14 protein-coding genes are annotated in these 17006 nt (G+C 41.8%); 8 read left to right on the top strand and 6 right to left on the bottom strand.

Annotated features, from left to right (window positions below):
- Positions 1 to 3 precede the first annotated feature (3 nt).
- The 6 genes from ABDW33_RS05190 to ABDW33_RS05165 all read left to right on the top strand — a co-directional run bounded on the left by ABDW33_RS05190 (position 4) and on the right by ABDW33_RS05165 (position 5611).
- A complete protein-coding gene (locus ABDW33_RS05190; RefSeq protein WP_343689001.1) occupies positions 4 to 1083 on the top strand; it encodes a glycosyltransferase family 4 protein in 1080 nt (359 codons plus the stop codon).
- Between the two features lies 1 nt (position 1084).
- Complete coding sequence (locus ABDW33_RS05185) at positions 1085 to 1831, top strand: glycosyltransferase family 2 protein (protein WP_343689000.1); 747 nt, start codon at positions 1085 to 1087, stop codon at positions 1829 to 1831.
- 26 nt (positions 1832 to 1857) lie between these two features.
- Entirely contained in the window at positions 1858 to 2970 is a 1113-nt protein-coding gene (gene gmd, locus ABDW33_RS05180) for a GDP-mannose 4,6-dehydratase (RefSeq protein ID WP_343688999.1), read from the top strand.
- 266 nt (positions 2971 to 3236) lie between these two features.
- Positions 3237 to 4130, top strand: a complete 894-nt coding sequence (locus tag ABDW33_RS05175; RefSeq protein WP_343688998.1) for an NAD-dependent epimerase/dehydratase family protein — start codon at positions 3237 to 3239, stop codon at positions 4128 to 4130.
- Positions 4131 to 4133: 3 nt separating this feature from the next.
- Positions 4134 to 5075 (top strand): glycosyltransferase family 4 protein, encoded by a 942-nt coding sequence (locus ABDW33_RS05170; protein ID WP_343688997.1) that lies wholly within the window; start codon positions 4134 to 4136, stop codon positions 5073 to 5075.
- The gene (locus ABDW33_RS05165) at positions 5072 to 5611 is read left to right on the top strand and encodes a hypothetical protein (protein ID WP_343688996.1); all 540 of its coding nucleotides are present in this window, start codon (positions 5072 to 5074) and stop codon (positions 5609 to 5611) included. Before ABDW33_RS05170 ends, ABDW33_RS05165 begins: the two co-directional genes overlap by 4 nt.
- A gap of 16 nt (positions 5612 to 5627) precedes the next feature.
- Here ABDW33_RS05165 and ABDW33_RS05160 read toward each other — a convergent pair whose 3' ends face one another.
- Positions 5628 to 6590, bottom strand: coding sequence for a FimB/Mfa2 family fimbrial subunit (locus ABDW33_RS05160; protein ID WP_343688995.1), 963 nt, complete (start codon positions 6588 to 6590; stop codon positions 5628 to 5630).
- Positions 6591 to 6801: 211 nt separating this feature from the next.
- On the opposite strand from ABDW33_RS05160, the gene ABDW33_RS05155 reads away from it, so the two are divergent.
- A complete protein-coding gene (locus ABDW33_RS05155) occupies positions 6802 to 8379 on the top strand; it encodes a gliding motility-associated C-terminal domain-containing protein (protein WP_343688994.1) in 1578 nt (525 codons plus the stop codon).
- 55 nt (positions 8380 to 8434) lie between these two features.
- Here the strand turns inward: ABDW33_RS05155 and ABDW33_RS05150 are convergent, their stop codons facing one another.
- From ABDW33_RS05150 to ABDW33_RS05140, 3 genes are all read right to left on the bottom strand, one after another.
- On the bottom strand, positions 8435 to 9277 hold the full coding sequence (locus tag ABDW33_RS05150; RefSeq protein ID WP_343688993.1) for a hypothetical protein: 843 nt from the start codon (positions 9275 to 9277) through the stop codon (positions 8435 to 8437).
- Positions 9278 to 9280: 3 nt separating this feature from the next.
- Positions 9281 to 10636, bottom strand: a complete 1356-nt coding sequence (locus ABDW33_RS05145; RefSeq protein WP_343688992.1) for an MBOAT family O-acyltransferase — start codon at positions 10634 to 10636, stop codon at positions 9281 to 9283.
- 1139 nt (positions 10637 to 11775) lie between these two features.
- Positions 11776 to 12759, bottom strand: a complete 984-nt coding sequence (locus ABDW33_RS05140; RefSeq protein WP_343688991.1) for a GNAT family N-acetyltransferase — start codon at positions 12757 to 12759, stop codon at positions 11776 to 11778.
- Between the two features lie 658 nt (positions 12760 to 13417).
- Here ABDW33_RS05140 and ABDW33_RS05135 point away from each other — a divergent pair.
- Positions 13418 to 14776 (top strand): sigma 54-interacting transcriptional regulator, encoded by a 1359-nt coding sequence (locus ABDW33_RS05135; protein WP_343688990.1) that lies wholly within the window; start codon positions 13418 to 13420, stop codon positions 14774 to 14776.
- A gap of 10 nt (positions 14777 to 14786) precedes the next feature.
- Here ABDW33_RS05135 and ABDW33_RS05130 read toward each other — a convergent pair whose 3' ends face one another.
- Complete coding sequence (locus ABDW33_RS05130) at positions 14787 to 15464, bottom strand: response regulator transcription factor (protein WP_343688989.1); 678 nt, start codon at positions 15462 to 15464, stop codon at positions 14787 to 14789.
- Positions 15465 to 15683: 219 nt separating this feature from the next.
- On the bottom strand, positions 15684 to 17003 hold the full coding sequence (locus tag ABDW33_RS05125) for a nucleotide sugar dehydrogenase (protein WP_343688988.1): 1320 nt from the start codon (positions 17001 to 17003) through the stop codon (positions 15684 to 15686).
- Positions 17004 to 17006 lie beyond the last annotated feature (3 nt).

The following is a 17006-nucleotide window of genomic DNA, read 5'->3' as shown; positions in this document are numbered from 1 at the left end:
GACATGAACATACATCCATTACTGAATAAAAGGAATTTGATATTTTTTGGAGAAACCCCGCCCCGTACAATTCATGGTGCCAGCATTTCCAGTGGTATAAACCTGGAGATGCTGCAGGAGGATTTTCATATTGAAATTGTGGAGGAATTTGCCGACCTGAAGTATCACGGTCGTTTTTCGCTCAATAAAACTTTTGTTTTTCTCAGGGCGATAAAGAAATTAAAGGCCGCACTTTCCCACAGGGCATATGATTGTTACTACGGCGTGCTATATTTTTCACTATTTGGCATTATAAAAAATTATCTGGCGCTGTCTTTGTATAGAAGAGCGAACCCCGCCGGAAAAGTTTACCTGCATATTCACAGAAGTGACTTTGACCGGTTTAATGCATCGAAGCTGAATCGCTTTTTTTTCAGTAAGGTGCAGCAGATGACCGACAGGTTTATTTTATTATCAGCGCAGCAGCTGGATGGATTTCCTGCCGCGGCTGATAAGAAAGTCGTGTTATTCAATACCATAGAACAGGAGGGCGGGGCCAGGGTAAAAACAGGCCAACAAGAGGTGTTACGCTGTATCTATATCGCAAATTATATTGAAGAGAAGGGAATAGGAGAGCTGACGCGTGTGTTTTGCCAACTTTCAGCGGCTGATTATCGACTGGATTGTTATGGAAATGTTACTCAGCCGGCTTATTGGGAAGTGCTTAAAGCAAGTGTTGCCGGGCAGGAACATATTCAATTATGCCAGGCAATAACCGGTAATGATAAATTCAGCGCTTTGTCAGCTGCTGATGTATTTATATTCCCTTCTCATAACGAGGGTATGCCACTTGTATTGCTGGAAGCTATGAGCGTAGGTCTTCCTGTGATTACCACACGTGTTGGGTATGTGAACGAACTACTGGGTGATAATTATCCTTTTTATTGTGAGCCAAAGAATGAAGCTTCGCTGAAAGATTGCATCGAACGTTTTAGAAGCTATGCAGATAAGGATGGATTATCTGAGTGGTTGCAGCAGCGTTACCAGGCACAATTTTCCAGGCAGTCACACAAAATGAAATTGAAAAATATATTCTCCCGATAACATGAAAGTGAGTATAATAACTGTTGTGTATAACAACGAACGGTATATTGATCAGGCCATCGAGTCTGTGTTGTCACAAGACTATCCCGATATTGAATATATCGTGAAAGACGGAGGCTCGAAAGATAAAACCATGGAGGTGGTGAACAGGTATAAGGGCCGGATAGCCAGAATTTCGTCAGAAAGGGATAAGGGCATTTATGATGCCATGAACAGAGGAATCGAAATGGCTACCGGAGAGGTGGTCGGGATATTGAATTCCGACGATATTTATTACGATTCCCATACCATCAGCAATATTATGCAGGTATTTAAGGAGCATTCCGATGTGGATGCAGTATACGGGAATATTGTTTACTTCAGGGAGAATGACTTTGATAAGGTGGTGCGTACCTGGAGAACCAAACCATATGGCAGGAATTTCTTCGAAAGCGGGGAAGTACCTCCACATCCGGGTTTGTTTGTACGCAAAGCAGTTTATGACAAGATTGGCACATACTACCCTGATTTCAAGATATCGTCTGACTATGAGTTCATGTTAAGAGCTTTCCGTGTGCATCATTACAAGCCGTATTTTTTAGATAATACTATTGTAAAAATGCGAATGGGGGGAGAAAGCACCCGAAGCATAAAGAACATTATGCGTGGTAACCGTGAGATTATGCAGGCATGGAAGATGAACAAACTGCCGGTACCGGCCTTGCTGTACGCATATAGACTGGTGAAGAAGCTGAAACAGTTGGTATAAAACTTTAAAAAAAACAATTTTTAATAATGAAAGTAGCACTCATTACAGGGATTACTGGTCAGGATGGTGCATACCTGGCAGAATTGCTTTTAAGCAAAAATTATATTGTGCATGGTATTAAGAGAAGAAGTTCTCTTTTGAACACCGATAGAATCGATCATCTGTATCAGGACCCTCATGAGCATAACAGAAATTTCATCCTGCATTATGGTGACCTCACTGATTCGACCAATTTAATCAGGATTATACAGGATGTGCAACCTGATGAAATTTATAATCTGGGCGCTATGTCCCATGTAAAAGTAAGTTTTGATACTCCTGAGTATACCGGTAATGCGGATGGTATCGGTACCCTGAGAATCCTGGAAGCGGTAAGGCTCCTTGGTTTGACTAAGAAAACCAGGATTTACCAGGCATCTACCTCTGAGTTGTACGGTCTGGTACAGGAAGTACCGCAATCTGAGCGTACTCCATTTTATCCAAGAAGCCCTTATGCGGTGGCTAAGATGTATGCATTCTGGATCACAGTGAACTATAGGGAAGCATATGGCATGTACGCCTGCAACGGTATCCTGTTTAACCACGAAAGTCCGCTGAGAGGAGAAACGTTCGTGACCAGGAAAATCACCCGTAGTGTGGCAAGAATCTCTATGGGATTATCAGAAAAGCTCTACCTGGGTAACCTGGATGCAAAGCGTGACTGGGGCCATGCTAAAGATTATGTAGAAGCAATGTGGCGCATTTTGCAGCAGGACGAGCCTGAAGATTTTGTTATTGCAACCGGTGTGACTACAACTGTAAGAGATTTTGTAAAGAAAGCATTTGCAGTAGCAGGTATCGAGGTTGAATTTTCTGGTGAGGGGGTGAATGAAGTGGGTGTAGTGAAGGCCCTGCACAATATGGATACCGGTCTTGTAGAAGGACAGGAAATTGTATGTGTAGACCCGCGTTATTTCCGCCCTACAGAAGTAGATTTGCTGATTGGAAATCCTACAAAGGCACAAACCAAACTGGGATGGACACCACAATACGATCTGGATATGCTTGTAGAAGAAATGGTGGAGGCAGATATCAGATTATTTAAGAAAGAGAAATTGCTGAAGGAACACGGTTTTGAGATAATGAATCAATTCGAATAGAATATGAATAACCAGCACTTACTTATATGTACCGTCGGTGTAGGTAGTCGCTTCCGGACTATTAGTAAGTGCTGGGAAACCTAAGCAGTTCCCGGACATAACAGGCATATGGGCTACACCTGTTGTAGCTTACGTCAATACTGACAGGCAGTACCCTTCTCCGGGATTCTTACAGTTAATGTACCGCTGATATTTAAAAAAGAAAATGAGCAGGAGATCAAACAGGTCACTGAGCAGTTTAAAAAATCAGGAGAATTGATGCTTATATGATTTTATTAACCGGAGCCAGTGGTTTTCTCGGGAAGATAATCCGGGAAGAATTATTGAAATCAGACGTGGTGCACACGCTGGGAAGAGATCCGCAGCATGATATCGTGTGTGACCTTTCAAAACAGGGATTTAGTAATCAGCATGCGTATTCACTGGTCGTACATTGTGCAGGCAAGGCACATTCTGTACCCAGAACAGCGGAAGAAAAGGCCGCTTTTTACGATGTTAATTACAACGGTACAGTACAGTTATGCCGTTCATTGAGTGCCAGTGGAAAGCTGCCGGCATACTTTGTTTTTATCAGTACTGTGGCGGTGTATGGTGTAGAAGCCGGGGAAGGAATCAACGAGGAGCATCCGTTGAACGGAGATACTCCTTATGCAGAAAGTAAGATCCAGGCGGAAGCGTTTTTAACTGAATGGTCTAAGGAACACGGCGTCATTCTCTCCATAGTCCGGTTGCCGCTGATAGCTGGTCATAATCCGCCAGGCAACCTGGGGGCGATGATTAATGGTATTCGTACAGGCCGGTATCTGAGTATAAAGGGTGTAAATGCCCGGAAGAGTGTGGTAATGGCAACGGATATAGCGGCTATTATTCCGGTAATGAGTAAGATTGGAGGGATTTATAACCTGACAGACAGTTACCATCCCACCTTTGTAGAATTAGAAGCAACGATTGCTTCTCAGTTAGGCAAAGCACGACCAATGGCCATTCCTTTGTGGATGGCAAGGTTCCTTGGGCGAGTAGGCGACCTGGCCGGGAATAGGTCTCCGATCAATTCTCTCAAGCTGAGCAAGATCATATCCACGCTTACCTTTGATGACAGCAAGGCAAAGGCATCATTGGGTTGGCGTCCCCACAGGGTATTAGATGAATTCAAAATTTAACAGATGAATTATTTGATTTTAGGTATTTCATTATTTCTGCTAATCCTAATTTACTTCAGGCTGGCAGATCATTTTAACATTATTGATAAACCTAACGAAAGGAGTTCACACAAAGAGATAACTATTAGAGGTGGAGGTATTATTTTTTTATTTGCCGGGTTAGCATTATTGGTAGACGATTTTACGACATACTGGCCATTTGTAGCCGGGTTGTTGATGATAGGGGTGATTAGTTTTCTGGATGATGTATTCACGCTTAGTAACAGGATTCGTATAATATTTCATATTGCTGCGGTAAGCCTGTTGTTTTATTTCCTGTCGGTTTTCACACTCAATATAGTTTGGGTTGTCTGCCTGTATGTATTTGTGATAGGCATTATCAATGCATATAATTTCATGGATGGCATTAATGGTATTACAGGTTTATATAGCCTGGTGGTGTTATTATTTTTGCAGTACGTGAATCTGTCACAGGTGCATTTTGTTGGTGATAGCATGATCTGGTATCCGGCTATAGCCTGTGTAGTATTCCTGGTGTTTAATTTCAGGAAAAAAGCAAAATGTTTTGCAGGAGATGTTGGGAGTGTAACAATTGCTTTCTGGATAGCAGGACTGTTGTTGCAATTGATCATTCACACTGGTAATTACACCTATATCCTGTTTCTGGCTATCTACGGGGTAGATACGATCCTAACGATTATACACCGTTTGTACCTGAGACAGAATATTTTTAAAGCCCATCGCCTGCACTTTTATCAGATCCTTGCAAACGACAGGAAGATTCCGCATTTGTATGTTAGTACATTGTATGCGATTCTGCAGGCGTTTGTATGTGTGATCGTAATATTGAATGGCAGTCTGTTCAGTTTTGTCGGGGTGATCATTCCATTGGTGATCATTTATGTGGCTTTAAAACCAAGATTAATGAAATCAGCAGTAGTATGAGAGCATATCAGCTATACGGTACAGGCGGACATGCAAAGGTATTGGCGGAACTTGCAGCGATGACCCAGTGGACGTTATCAGCCGCATTTTCGGATAACACCGGTGGATTATTTAACGGAATTGAGGTTACTTCTTATAAAGAAGGTATGTTGCCGGTATTAATTGCTATTGGACATAATGCGACCCGTAAATTAGTGGCAGAGCGGGTAAATAATAAAGAGATCGTGTTGGTGCATCCGACGGCTGTCTGTTCACCTTCAGTATATATAGGGGAAGGAACAGTGATACTGTCTGGAGCGATTGTACAGGCAAATGTAAAAATAGGGAAACAGTGTATATTGAATATAGGCAGTAAGGTGGATCATGATGCAGTGGTTGGTGATTATGTACATCTGGGCCCCGGGTGTTATATAGGTGGTGGGGCGACAGTCGGGGAAGGTGTTTTGATTGGTCCGGGAGCTGTCGTAATGCGAAATGTACAGGTTCCGGCATGGACAGAGATTCCACCCAATACAGTATTTGAAAAGGCTCCCTGAGGAGCCTTTTTTATTGCTAGAAATTGACCAGGGTAGTATCGTTTCCCCATTCGGGCGTGTTAAGGCCCACATGGACGCCTTTACCTTGTCCGGGGAGGTCGGAAAATAGATTTCCTTTCAGGACAGTTTTTTTACCAGACTGGATATTTACCTGTGTAACATCTTTTTCTGTAATAATACCAAAGCTGGCATCCAGTGATTTGATAATTACCGAAATGGTTGCGGGATTAAGTGCGAGCAAGTACATTTCAAGAGACAGGTGGGTGCTACCATGAAGGGAGTCTGGTACAGGGAAGAAGTAAGCTGAATAAAATCCGCCACCTCGTATAGAGGCATAATTAGTGCCACTGTATAATAATATATTGTTCGGTACCCCTGCATTTGCTCCATCAGGAGGCAATGGGTACATAGTAGGTAAGACAGAGATATTTTTGACATTATTAGGAATAGCATCCTGGATTTGTACACTGAGCCTGGCCACAACCCGGTCCAGGGAAATATTGGCAGCAATACTATTGTTAACATCAATCCCTATTTTTTTGTAGAAGACATCTCCCCCTGGTAAATCAAAGAAGGCGATTTCGTCCTGGGAGCCGGAGATAGGGTCACCGCCGATATAGGTTTCATTTCTGGAACCTACCAGTGCGATAGTATAATGACCTGCCGGAAGGGAATCCTGTATCAGGCCAAAGCTACTGTCCGTGGCGGTCTGATTAATACGTTTGACCAATACATTGCTGTTGTTATATACCAGGTAGTAAAGATGTTGGATGTAATCAGACAGAGAATCAGCTGTCTCTTTTCCATTGTTTGCTGGCTTTCTTTCACCATTAAAATCTTCTGTCGATTTGCTAAAGCCATTGATTACGAACTGAACAGGAAATTTGTTGTTTTCTACAGGGTGATTCGACGAACTATCTTTCCTGCAAGCAATGAAAATCAGTGGAAATATTGCGCTGATGAAAAGGATGTTTTTCATGTGAGAGATACTATTTGGTGGTTACAGATAGGGGTTGTTACTTGAATAAGCAATAAAAATCTAATAAATTCTCCAAATAAAAAATAAACTTTTTCAATAAATAATTGTTAAGCACCTTTCTTTATAGATAATAAAAATTATATTTGAAAAAATAATAACCGGTTATTTTCGTTTTCTATCCTATGAGTTAGATTAAATTATCTGAAGTCCTATGAAAGCCTTACAATTGACTGGTAGTGGTGTGTTTGCCCGCTATAGGCTGTTATACCTATTATTGTTCATTTTGCCCTCCATCCATTCGAATGCACAAATAATACCATTAAAGAATCCTTCTTTGGAAGGTACAGCCGGTTTGGAAAGGGCGGCACCACCCGAGTGGTCTATTATTGAAGAAACGCCTGATATACAACCAGGTGTTTACGGTTTAACGATGCCGGCATCTGACGGAAACACTTACGTGGGTATGGTTGCGAATACCTATATCCAGGAAGGTATTACTCAATTGCTGGTGCAGCCGCTTGATTCGGGGAAGAGTTATTCTCTGTCTTTTGACCTGGCTTATGCCGCTGATTATTCCTGGGCCATTACTTATGGCGGTTTTGCTATTTACGGAGGTAATGAGTTTGGCAAACGGGAGGAATTGTTGTGGGCTTCGGACAGGTTCATGAATACTCAATGGAAGCGGCAACAGGCTGTATTTACACCATCCAATGAGTACAAGTATATAATTCTCAGTGCTTATAAACAACCGGGAGATTCCATTAAGTATATTGCCGGTGTACTGGTTGACAACTTTTCACCTATCAGGGAGGTCATACAATTATCACTGTCTTCGGAGAACTCCTGTAACGGCTCGAATGGCGTAGCATGGGCACGGGTGGCAAATGAGGATGATGATGAGTATTCCTATCTGTGGAGTACAGGTGATACCTGCGCCCGGGTGAAAGGTCTGAAGAACGGTGAATACCATGTAACGGTGAGGGGAAAGCATAAAAAGACCTCTACTTATGGAAGGGTAAAGGTACAGGCTTCTGAACTGTCAGGAAGTGTACATGTAAGTGCCCTGAGTTGTAATGGCGCCCAGGACGGTGTAATTTTCGTAGCTCCCAGGGGAGGGGTAAAGCCGTTTTATTATTACCTCAATGATGCGACAAGTGCGGAAAGGGATTCTGTATTTAGTCACCTGGCTGCAGGTAAATATAAGGTAAGGGTTATGGATGCAGGTGGTTGTACGGCTGTTATAGATAAAATAGAGCTAATAGAACCTTCTGCAATAGTGGTGAAGAATCTCTCTGTAACACCCGAGTCTTGTGCAGGTAACAAGGATGGGAGTGTGAGGTTTGATGTAGAAGGCGGCGCGGCACCTTATCGATACACACTGCCAGGCTATGCAGATGAGCAAGCTGAGAATGTGGTTACGAAACTTGCCCCTGGTAATTACAGCTATTCAGTGCTGGATAGACATCAATGCGAGGTAACAGGTAATTTTGAGGTTCGTAAAGGGGAGATGGGATGCTCCGTTTTTATACCCACAGCGTTTAGTCCGAATGGAGATGGCGTTAACGATTTGTTCAGAGCTGTTGTACATGATCAGATCACTAATTTCAGTATGCGGGTATTCAGCCGTTGGGGACAGGTAATATTTGAGAGCCGTCAGCCAGGTATTGGTTGGGACGGCACTGTTAAAGGGGTAAGCCAGGATCCGGGCGGATATCTGTATGTGGTAACTTACGTGGATGGCAGAGGTCAGGAAATGAAACAACAGGGCACGCTGGTCTTAGTGAGATAGTAACTAAGACCGGCCTATCCTTATATAAAGCATGACATCGCTCTACATGTGCATGTTATAGTCTCAAAAGATATTCAGTAATCTGTAAGGAGGAACTTATATTGGTGTGAATCCGGTCAGAAAATCCTGTGGTTGGTATCTTTAGTGTATTCAGGTCATGAAAATCGAATACATGTAACTGTTGGATAGTATCAATCAATGGAGGATATTGGCTGAGTTTTTTCAGGTATTCCGGGTAATAAGGGGCGAGGAAAAATATTGCTTTATTGTTGTACTGGTTACAGTTTTCGACGATATTTCGCATACGTTTTATCAGCAATGGTCTGTTTGCCATCGTTGTATCATTGGGTGCCAGCTTTCTGGTTTCTTCAATAATATTTTCTGAAATCGTGTATTTGTTGATCCAGTCTGCATCTGATTTCTTCAGATAATAGATATTCCTGAGGAATATCTCATTGTTGAGCCGCATAAGATGCAGGTATGCGTATTTTGTGTTTTTATATTGTTCACGCAGGAATGGAGAGTTCCCCATGTAGTACGCATAGCTGTCATCCTGCTTTTCCTCGAGTAGGCCTGTAATTTCAATGAACAGGGTAGCGTTCGTTTGCTTTGTATTGATATCACTGATTAAAGCGGAGATGGTTTGATAATTCATACCATTAAAGCCCAGATTGATCAGGTCTGTATGCTTGGACTGTGTTGCATACTGTTCGTTGACAGCGTTAACGGCGCGTGAGTTGCCCAAAATATAGTGTTGGTGCCTTGGTTGCCTGAAATAGCGGGATAACCTGAATTGTGATCGGTGGTCCAGCAGGGTTTTAAATGCGAAGTAAACGCCTACTTGTACGATCATAGCCAGCGCGAGTAATATGCAAAGGCGTTTTATAAAGAGTGACATAATTTAGAATTGAAAATAAATAAAGGAATTACCGGCAAAAGTTGAGAACAGTAGAATATGCACCAGCAGTAAGACATTGATGATCACCGCCTTTCTGTCTACTTTGTCAAAGTAATTCACGAATAGCAGATCCATAGCCAGCAGTATTCCTGTGAGATAGAACAGCTTCATTACTGTAAATACACTGGTGAGCTGTTTATTGTGCAGCATAAAGATACGTTGCAGGATATACATTGCGTCATGTAAGGTTTGCGCCCTGAAGAAAATCCATGTCAGCGTCGTAAGCCCGAACGTAATGCAAATGGCAAGCAATCCGGGAAGTTTGAATTTAAGCAACCGCTGGATGATAAGATAAGTGCCGTGAAGAGCACCCCATATAATAAAATTATAGCTGGCGCCGTGCCAGAGCCCACCAAGGAGCATGGTAATAAATAGATTTAAATAAGTACGTCCGGTTCCTTTTCGATTTCCTCCAAGTGGTATATATAAATAATCCCTCAGCCAGCTGGAAAGGGAGATATGCCAGCGTTCCCAGAATTCACTGAAATTTTTTGAAAAGTAGGGTCGGTTGAAGTTCACCTTCAGCTCGATACCGAAGATTTTGCCTAATCCGAGAGCGATATCGGTATAACCAGAGAAGTCGCAATAGATCTGGAACGAGTAAAAAATTACTGCCAGTAATATGCTCAGATCGGATACCATATGAAGATTGTTATACACAGGGTCTACAAAGGTCGCGATAGTATCGGCAACTACCATTTTCTTAAAGAATCCAAAAGTGATCTGGGAAAGGCCACTGGTCATGCGATCAGCATCTATTTTCCGTTCAGAGGTAAGCTTTGGAAGCATATCTTTTGCGCGGGAAATCGGGCCGGCTACAAGCTGGGGGAAGAATGTTACAAATGAGGCATACGCCACAAAATCTTTGGTAGGTGCCAGTTTATCATTATAGATATCAATGGTATAAGAAAGAGAGTGGAACGTATAAAATGAGATACCAATCGGGAGCAATATATTTAATGAATTCAGGTGAATATGGGTTAGCTCGTTAAAAGACTGAATGAAGAAATTATAGTATTTAAAAAAGAAGAGAATACCGATGTTCATAATAACGGCTACCGTAAGGATCCGCTTTTTGATTTTGGGATCGCGAGCATTATAGATAGCTATTCCGAAATAATAATCCATGCATACGTTTGCCAGCAGGAGTGCCAGAAAACGATAGTCCCAACAGGCATAAAAGAAAAGACTGGCTACAAGAATCAGGTAGTTTTGTAGTCTTAGTTGCCTGGATAACAGGAAATACAGGGGGAAAAAACACAGGATGAAATAAAGAAAGTTGATAGAATTAAAGATCATGAAGAATTAGTATGATATAAAATATATAGGCATAGATTATTATCGAAAATACGTTAAGGGGTGTTAAAGAAATGTTAAAACTGACAGATTTGTTTATGTAAGGGATTGATTTGCAGTTTATATAATATATGATTTTATTTTGGACTACTTATTTCTTAAGAATTGCATTGGTAGGTTGTTATAATTGTTCTGGCAGTCGCTGTCTGGCTATCCAGACAATGTGTTTTAGTTATACCCGGTCAGGTTATCCGGTGTTTTTATATAAAGTATGGCAGAGGGGGTAGTGGTAGAATGATATTATTCAATTGAATAAAGTAGGGGTAGCCATATTGCGTTCGATTGTATGATACATCTGCCATGTTGGCTACTGCCTCTGTGGATGAAAGCAGGATGCATGTGACCAGTGCTATCTCCATAGTCATTTAAGATAGTTACCTTAGTAATGATGTTTCCGGGTTGGATGCCTTGAACCGCTTATTAAAGGGATATAGGAATTGCTGTTATTAAAGCGATAAGCTTGCGTTGAGTTGGCAGTTAATTATGAGGGCGTTGCACTAAGCCGCTTTCTCTTCATGAATACATTTACGCGTGTATATTGTTGTTTGTTTAGAAAGTATTGGTAAATGTTCATTTTGCACCAATTATAGAGTCGCCTTTTTGAGTGCATGTTTAACAGTGACTTTTTTTTCAAAATTTACCATGAGTATTTAGTTGTATAGCCAGGTATCCTACAGTAATCAGATATTAATATTATTCTATACTATCTATAATGTTTAGTACAAGGTCTTTAACCTGACAGGCTTTTCATACATACTTTCGAAGATCCCATCAAAGTGGGATAGAAATGAAGTAATTGATAATTTTAAAAAAAGAATACTTTTCCATTAACTAAGGGTTAACAAAATCGTAATGTGGAATGCATTAATATTGCATAACAAACATTGCAAGGGTAGCCCCAGCTACCAGACTCGAAAGAGAAACGGTATCTGGGGTTAACAAACAATGGATGAAAGACCGGCTTTCCATTCATGGTTGGCCGTTTTTTTTTGCCCTTAAATGACGAAAAGCCCCCGGGGAGAGGGCTAGTCAATAACGACACTTAAAAGGTTGCGTCTAACCTGGTTTTCCAATGTAAATTCTTAAACAACTAATGAAAGTTGTGGGCGGTAATTTGTTCGTAAGGTTTGCAAAGTACCGGTTTGTACAGAGATCTGCCAGGTCTTAAATCCCGGATAGGTTTCTGATGTAACTGCTTTACTCGCAAAAACTGCTTCCGGCTTGTCTGCCATACCTCCAAGATTGAAATATTGCATACCCAGGCTCTGGCCCAGGTTAATGGCTTCTGCTATCAGCAGGTGTAACGGTGAATGCTGCAGGTGGTTCTCATGTGTTGCGGCCAGGTGTAACTGCATGATATCGTTGCAACAAGTAAGTAATGCCCCGGCTGCAATTTGTTGTGCATTGTTACAAGCCACCAGCAATATGGTATCAAAGCCACTGGGACGCATCATTTGTCTGAACCATGCTTTATCAAAGAGAGTAGATATCGTTTGCAGGTGCAAACTATTCCTTTGATATATATTAGCGAAAGTATCTACTTCAAGAATCGACATGGCCCGTCTTACCGTATATTCCTTTCTCCTGAGCAGCGATACTTTTTGATTGAAGTTTTCGGTACTGAATAGATGTTGGGTTTCCAGAGGTAAAGCCAGGTCTATCAGCAAACTATCGGGGTGCTGTTGCAAGCGCCCCGTCAATAGCGGAGAGAATGTGTTATGTATAAGCGGATGGAGCAGTATATCCGATTCAGCTATTCGTTGTTCGAGGAAATACTTAGTAAGGGCTGCTTCGAACTGTTCCTGCAGATGTTTGTCAATTATTTCAAAGCTACAGTTAGATACGGGGCCAGCAAGTGCTCTGGCACACTTTGAGCCGTTTGAATTGGTATGTATGATTATGGGTAAAGCAATGTAATCCAACTGCTCTTCATATACGAGTAATATGGCATCTCCAGGATAAGTGCTGAGATAATGCCAGGTGTGATTAAAATCAAAGGTATGCGCATTTCGTATATAACGATCCCATCGAATATTATCGTAAATGCTAACGGCCGTAAAAGACATATTCTTTACTAGTTTTTCAATAATGGGTGTAAAAAAAGTAAGCAAAAGCAACGTTTACATTTCTTTACTCCTTAGTAGGATAAAATATTTATTTTGCTGATGAATGTTAACAATGAGTTTAGCAAAATGGCTGGGTCTGGGAGCCTGGGAGGCAGCACCGTATGGTACTGTTTTTGTAAATAGCTCTGAAATAAATTTGTTACCCCTGTGAAAGTCCAGCTGGAGAGAGAAATTCTTCAATCTTAAACAAACATGACACTATCGCTCCAGTCATTTAAAAATAGACTTGCTATTATCAAAAATTCAACCCAGGTAACCCAAGAGACTCAAGCTTCGTGCCATTAGATTAAGTATCTGTGAATCAATTATGTAACGTAATTATCACAATTATTCCTACTCCAAAATATTGGAGTTTTCTAAATGCATGTACTAAATATTGGAGTTTGTTCCCCGGATCTGCCATGCTTGCAGGTCTGATGGGGCATCTATTTAAAGAAAGCAGCGGCATATGGAGCTATTCGGGTTATTAGAATGGTTGCTGCCACAAGGAACTACCGGCAATCAGTCAGAGTATGATTTGACAATGAAAATCAGAAACGAGACAGAATTAATGGCATTTATACAAATGGTATTAATGCCGTATTTGCATAATATATCCATGCTTATAGGCATCACTGATGCGGAGGGTATGATTGCCTTCTGGTGGTTAAATTCGAACAATAGATTATCGTCCCAGGCATTGCCTGATAGAATAGCCCCTTCATATCTGGCAGATGGTAGCTCCAAAATATTGGAGTTGCAATCCCCGGATCGTAGAGATGCATTCCAGACCACTTTGTTTAAGAATGGGGTGAAAGAGGTTTTATTGCAACCATTGCGTTATCATGAGAAGGCCTTTGGTTTTTTATGTTTGCTGGCGGATTCAAAAGCTACATTTTCTAATGCCCTTCAACAAGCTGTTACCAGATCTGCCGCTGCATTTGCTGTGGGTAGTTTACAGGTATTAATATTATCACTGACTGAAAAGTACAGGCAGGAAATACCTGCTGCACTGCCTGCCGTGATAATGAACAAGGGCATTATTGGAGGGGATGCTTTACAACCTGTGTTGCAAATGGTCGCACAGGTGGCACCTACCGACGCTACTGTATTGATAACAGGGGAGACGGGTACAGGTAAGGAGCTGATTGCAGAAGCGGTGCACCGGTTATCGCCACGGAGTCAGCAGGCGATGGTAAAGGTAAATTGTGCAGCGCTTCCACCTAATTTGATCGAATCAGAATTGTTTGGGCATGAGAAAGGTGCTTTTACGGGTGCTTTGCAAATGCGTATCGGGAAATTTGAGCAGGCTGATAAAGGTACTTTATTCCTTGATGAAGTAGGGGAATTGCCATTGGAGTTGCAGGCAAAGTTATTAAGAGTTTTACAGGAAAGAGAAATTGAGCGTCTGGGTGGTGCTAAAACTATCAGGGTAGATGTGAGGATTGTTGCTGCTACTAACAGGAACCTGGAAGAAGATGTTGCTAATAAAAAGTTCAGAGAGGATTTGTACTACAGGTTATTTGTTTTTCCGATACATTTGCCACCACTGCGTGAACGTAAGGATGACATTCCGTTGTTGTTACAGCATTTTACAGGTAAAGCAGCATTGCGGTATGGAAGGAATATAACGGGAATAAACCCGGCATGTTTGCCTGCACTACTGGCATATGGTTGGCCGGGTAATATCCGGGAGCTGGAAAATACAGTTGAAAGGGCAGTAATCATTGCAACAGGGCCCTATATTAATATTATGCCACCTATAAGCCGGCAGGTAGCTGCTTCAGATATGTCTCCACCTCTGCCTGTATTAACACTCGCCGATGCAGAGAGGAATACTATTATAAGGGCATTACAACAATGTAATGGACGTATCAGGGGACCGGGAGGAGCCGCGGCCATCCTGGAAATAAAGCCAACCACCCTGGAGGCCAGGATGAGAAAACTGGGTATCGTAAAGGAACATGTAGTAAAGTAAGTATGATTTTTCACCGTCCCATTCCGCCGGCATAGCCAATTGCAAATTTAACGAGTGCATTTGGTCCGGATAGGTGCAGTTTCTTGGTGATATTATGTCTGTGATTGTCCACGGTTCTTACACTAATACATTTATGCGATGCAATATCCCTGCTACTCATTCCCCTGGCTATCATATTTAAAATTTTAGCTTCTGTCTTACTCAGCCTTTCATTAATGGCTGTTGGATTGATGTCATGTATAGCTAAAGTTTTTGTGACAAATGCAGGCGTATCCCTAATGTGATGAAATCTGCTAATGCGTGAATGTATACTTTTAAGTAATTCTTCGCTCGTGAAGTTTCCAGATAAGTAATCGTCCGCTCCGAGGTTCATTCCTTTGCGTACATTGGCTGCCATTTGCGGTCTTGAAAACAGGATGAATGGGATTGGTTTCAGAATAGGGTCATTACGCAGGGTGATCAGAAACTGATAGCCTGAATCATCCTGTACTACAGCATCGCATAGAATGAGATCGGGATGACGGATATGGGCTATTTCCATTCCTTCTGAAATTGAACATGTTTCAAGAACATTGTATTGAGAGTAAAGCATTAACCTGATTTTTCGGGTTATACCAGCATCGCCGGATACCAAAAGTATTTTCCGGGGAGACTCTTGTACTTCAGGGGTGTAGTGAGGTGTAATCATGGTATACGGTTTTTCCCAAACCAGCATGGGAAGCATTAGTTGAATCTGAATAATGGTACGGATCGGAATAGGATAATAACAATTTACAGGAAGGCTTTGCAGAAAAGATATGGGGATTTTTTTGAGTGCGAGACTTATGTAAAGATATTGAAAATTTCTTTAAGAAAAACGCTTCTGCGGTAAGCAGAAGCGTTTGCTATTAATAGATATGTTAACGGGTTACAGCCGGCAGTCAACCAGATTGCGGTCAATGCAGGCTTTGGTATCGAAAATAACCCCATTATTGCGTTTATACTTTTTAAAATCGAAATGAAGAAATTCCTTATGGGCAACGGCAATGATTATTCCATCGTAAATTTCGTTTTCATTTAATGAAGTAACAATGTCAAGACCGTATTCATGCTTTACTTCTTCGGGGTCTGCCCATGGATCATAGATGGTAACATCTAGCCCAAAATCAATTAGTTCATGATAAATGTCGACTACTCTCGTATTACGTACATCCGGACAGTTTTCCTTAAAAGTGATACCCATGATCAGAATTTTTGACCCTTTGATCTTATGGTCCTTTTCGATCATGAGTTTTACAATCTTGTTTGCAACAAAATGTCCCATATGATCATTCACTCTGCGGCCGGAGAGTATTACCTGAGGATGATAGCCAAGCGCTTCTGCTTTATGCGCCAGGTAATAGGGGTCAACCCCTATACAATGTCCTCCTACCAATCCTGGCTTATATTTGAGAAAATTCCATTTGGTGCCGGCAGCTTCTATCACATCATTGGTGTCAATACCTACTTTGTCAAAGATGAGCGCCAGTTCATTTACAAAAGAAATATTGATGTCGCGCTGGGCGTTCTCAATCGCTTTTGATGCTTCCGCGACTTTGATGCTTGGTGCTTTATGGGTGCCGGCAGTGATAATGCTTGCATATAAAGCATCGACATAAATGGCTATTTCAGGTGTAGAGCCGCTGGTAACTTTCCGGATTTTTGTGAGGGTATTCACTTTGTCACCCGGATTAATTCTTTCGGGGGAATAACCAGCAAAGAAATCTTTGTTGAATGTAAGGCCGGAAGTTTTTTCCAGCACTGGTACGCAATCTTCTTCCGTACAGCCGGGGTATACTGTTGATTCGTAAATGACTACGTCACCCTGTTTTAAAATACTACCCAGCATGGAAGATGCACTGAGTAAGGGCTTGAGATCCGGGGATTTAAATTCGTCGATGGGGGTAGGAACCGTGACTATAAAGACATTGTACTGAGCCAGATCGTTTTTGTCTGAAGAAAACGCAAGTCCGTTGGCCGCGCCCTCTTTTTTACGGTCCTGGATTACTTTTTTGAGATCGTCCAGGTTTGCTTCTTTTGTTCTGTCTTGTCCTTTGCTTAATTCCTTTACACGATCTGAATTGATGTCAAAGCCCAGTACGGGGTACTTTTTAGCAAATTCTATGGCAAGGGGTAAGCCGACATAGCCGAGGCCAATGATAGCAATGCGGCTGTTTTCTGGTACGTGTTGCTGTACAACGGGCTGCATAAT

The sequence above is a fragment of the Chitinophaga sp. genome (assembly GCF_039596155.1).
Taxonomy (GTDB): Bacteria; Bacteroidota; Bacteroidia; order Chitinophagales; family Chitinophagaceae; genus Chitinophaga.
This window is presented reverse-complemented; position numbering and strand designations above follow the sequence as displayed.

What these genes read in the sequence shown, in the direction of transcription:
- ABDW33_RS05170 (WP_343688997.1), top strand. Translation starts at nt 4,134, where the DNA reads ATGAATTATTTGATTTTAGGTATTTCATTATTTCTGCTAATCCTAATT.
- ABDW33_RS05125 (WP_343688988.1), bottom strand. Translation starts at nt 17,003, where the DNA reads ATGCAGCCCGTTGTACAGCAACACGTACCAGAAAACAGCCGCATTGCT.
- ABDW33_RS05160 (WP_343688995.1), bottom strand. Translation starts at nt 6,590, where the DNA reads ATGAAAAACATCCTTTTCATCAGCGCAATATTTCCACTGATTTTCATT.
- ABDW33_RS05155 (WP_343688994.1), top strand. Translation starts at nt 6,802, where the DNA reads ATGAAAGCCTTACAATTGACTGGTAGTGGTGTGTTTGCCCGCTATAGG.
- ABDW33_RS05175 (WP_343688998.1), top strand. Translation starts at nt 3,237, where the DNA reads ATGATTTTATTAACCGGAGCCAGTGGTTTTCTCGGGAAGATAATCCGG.
- ABDW33_RS05165 (WP_343688996.1), top strand. Translation starts at nt 5,072, where the DNA reads ATGAGAGCATATCAGCTATACGGTACAGGCGGACATGCAAAGGTATTG.
- ABDW33_RS05145 (WP_343688992.1), bottom strand. Translation starts at nt 10,636, where the DNA reads ATGATCTTTAATTCTATCAACTTTCTTTATTTCATCCTGTGTTTTTTC.
- ABDW33_RS05130 (WP_343688989.1), bottom strand. Translation starts at nt 15,464, where the DNA reads ATGATTACACCTCACTACACCCCTGAAGTACAAGAGTCTCCCCGGAAA.
- gmd (WP_343688999.1), top strand. Translation starts at nt 1,858, where the DNA reads ATGAAAGTAGCACTCATTACAGGGATTACTGGTCAGGATGGTGCATAC.
- ABDW33_RS05190 (WP_343689001.1), top strand. Translation starts at nt 4, where the DNA reads ATGAACATACATCCATTACTGAATAAAAGGAATTTGATATTTTTTGGA.
- ABDW33_RS05150 (WP_343688993.1), bottom strand. Translation starts at nt 9,277, where the DNA reads ATGTCACTCTTTATAAAACGCCTTTGCATATTACTCGCGCTGGCTATG.
- ABDW33_RS05185 (WP_343689000.1), top strand. Translation starts at nt 1,085, where the DNA reads ATGAAAGTGAGTATAATAACTGTTGTGTATAACAACGAACGGTATATT.
- ABDW33_RS05140 (WP_343688991.1), bottom strand. Translation starts at nt 12,759, where the DNA reads ATGTCTTTTACGGCCGTTAGCATTTACGATAATATTCGATGGGATCGT.
- ABDW33_RS05135 (WP_343688990.1), top strand. Translation starts at nt 13,418, where the DNA reads ATGCTTATAGGCATCACTGATGCGGAGGGTATGATTGCCTTCTGGTGG.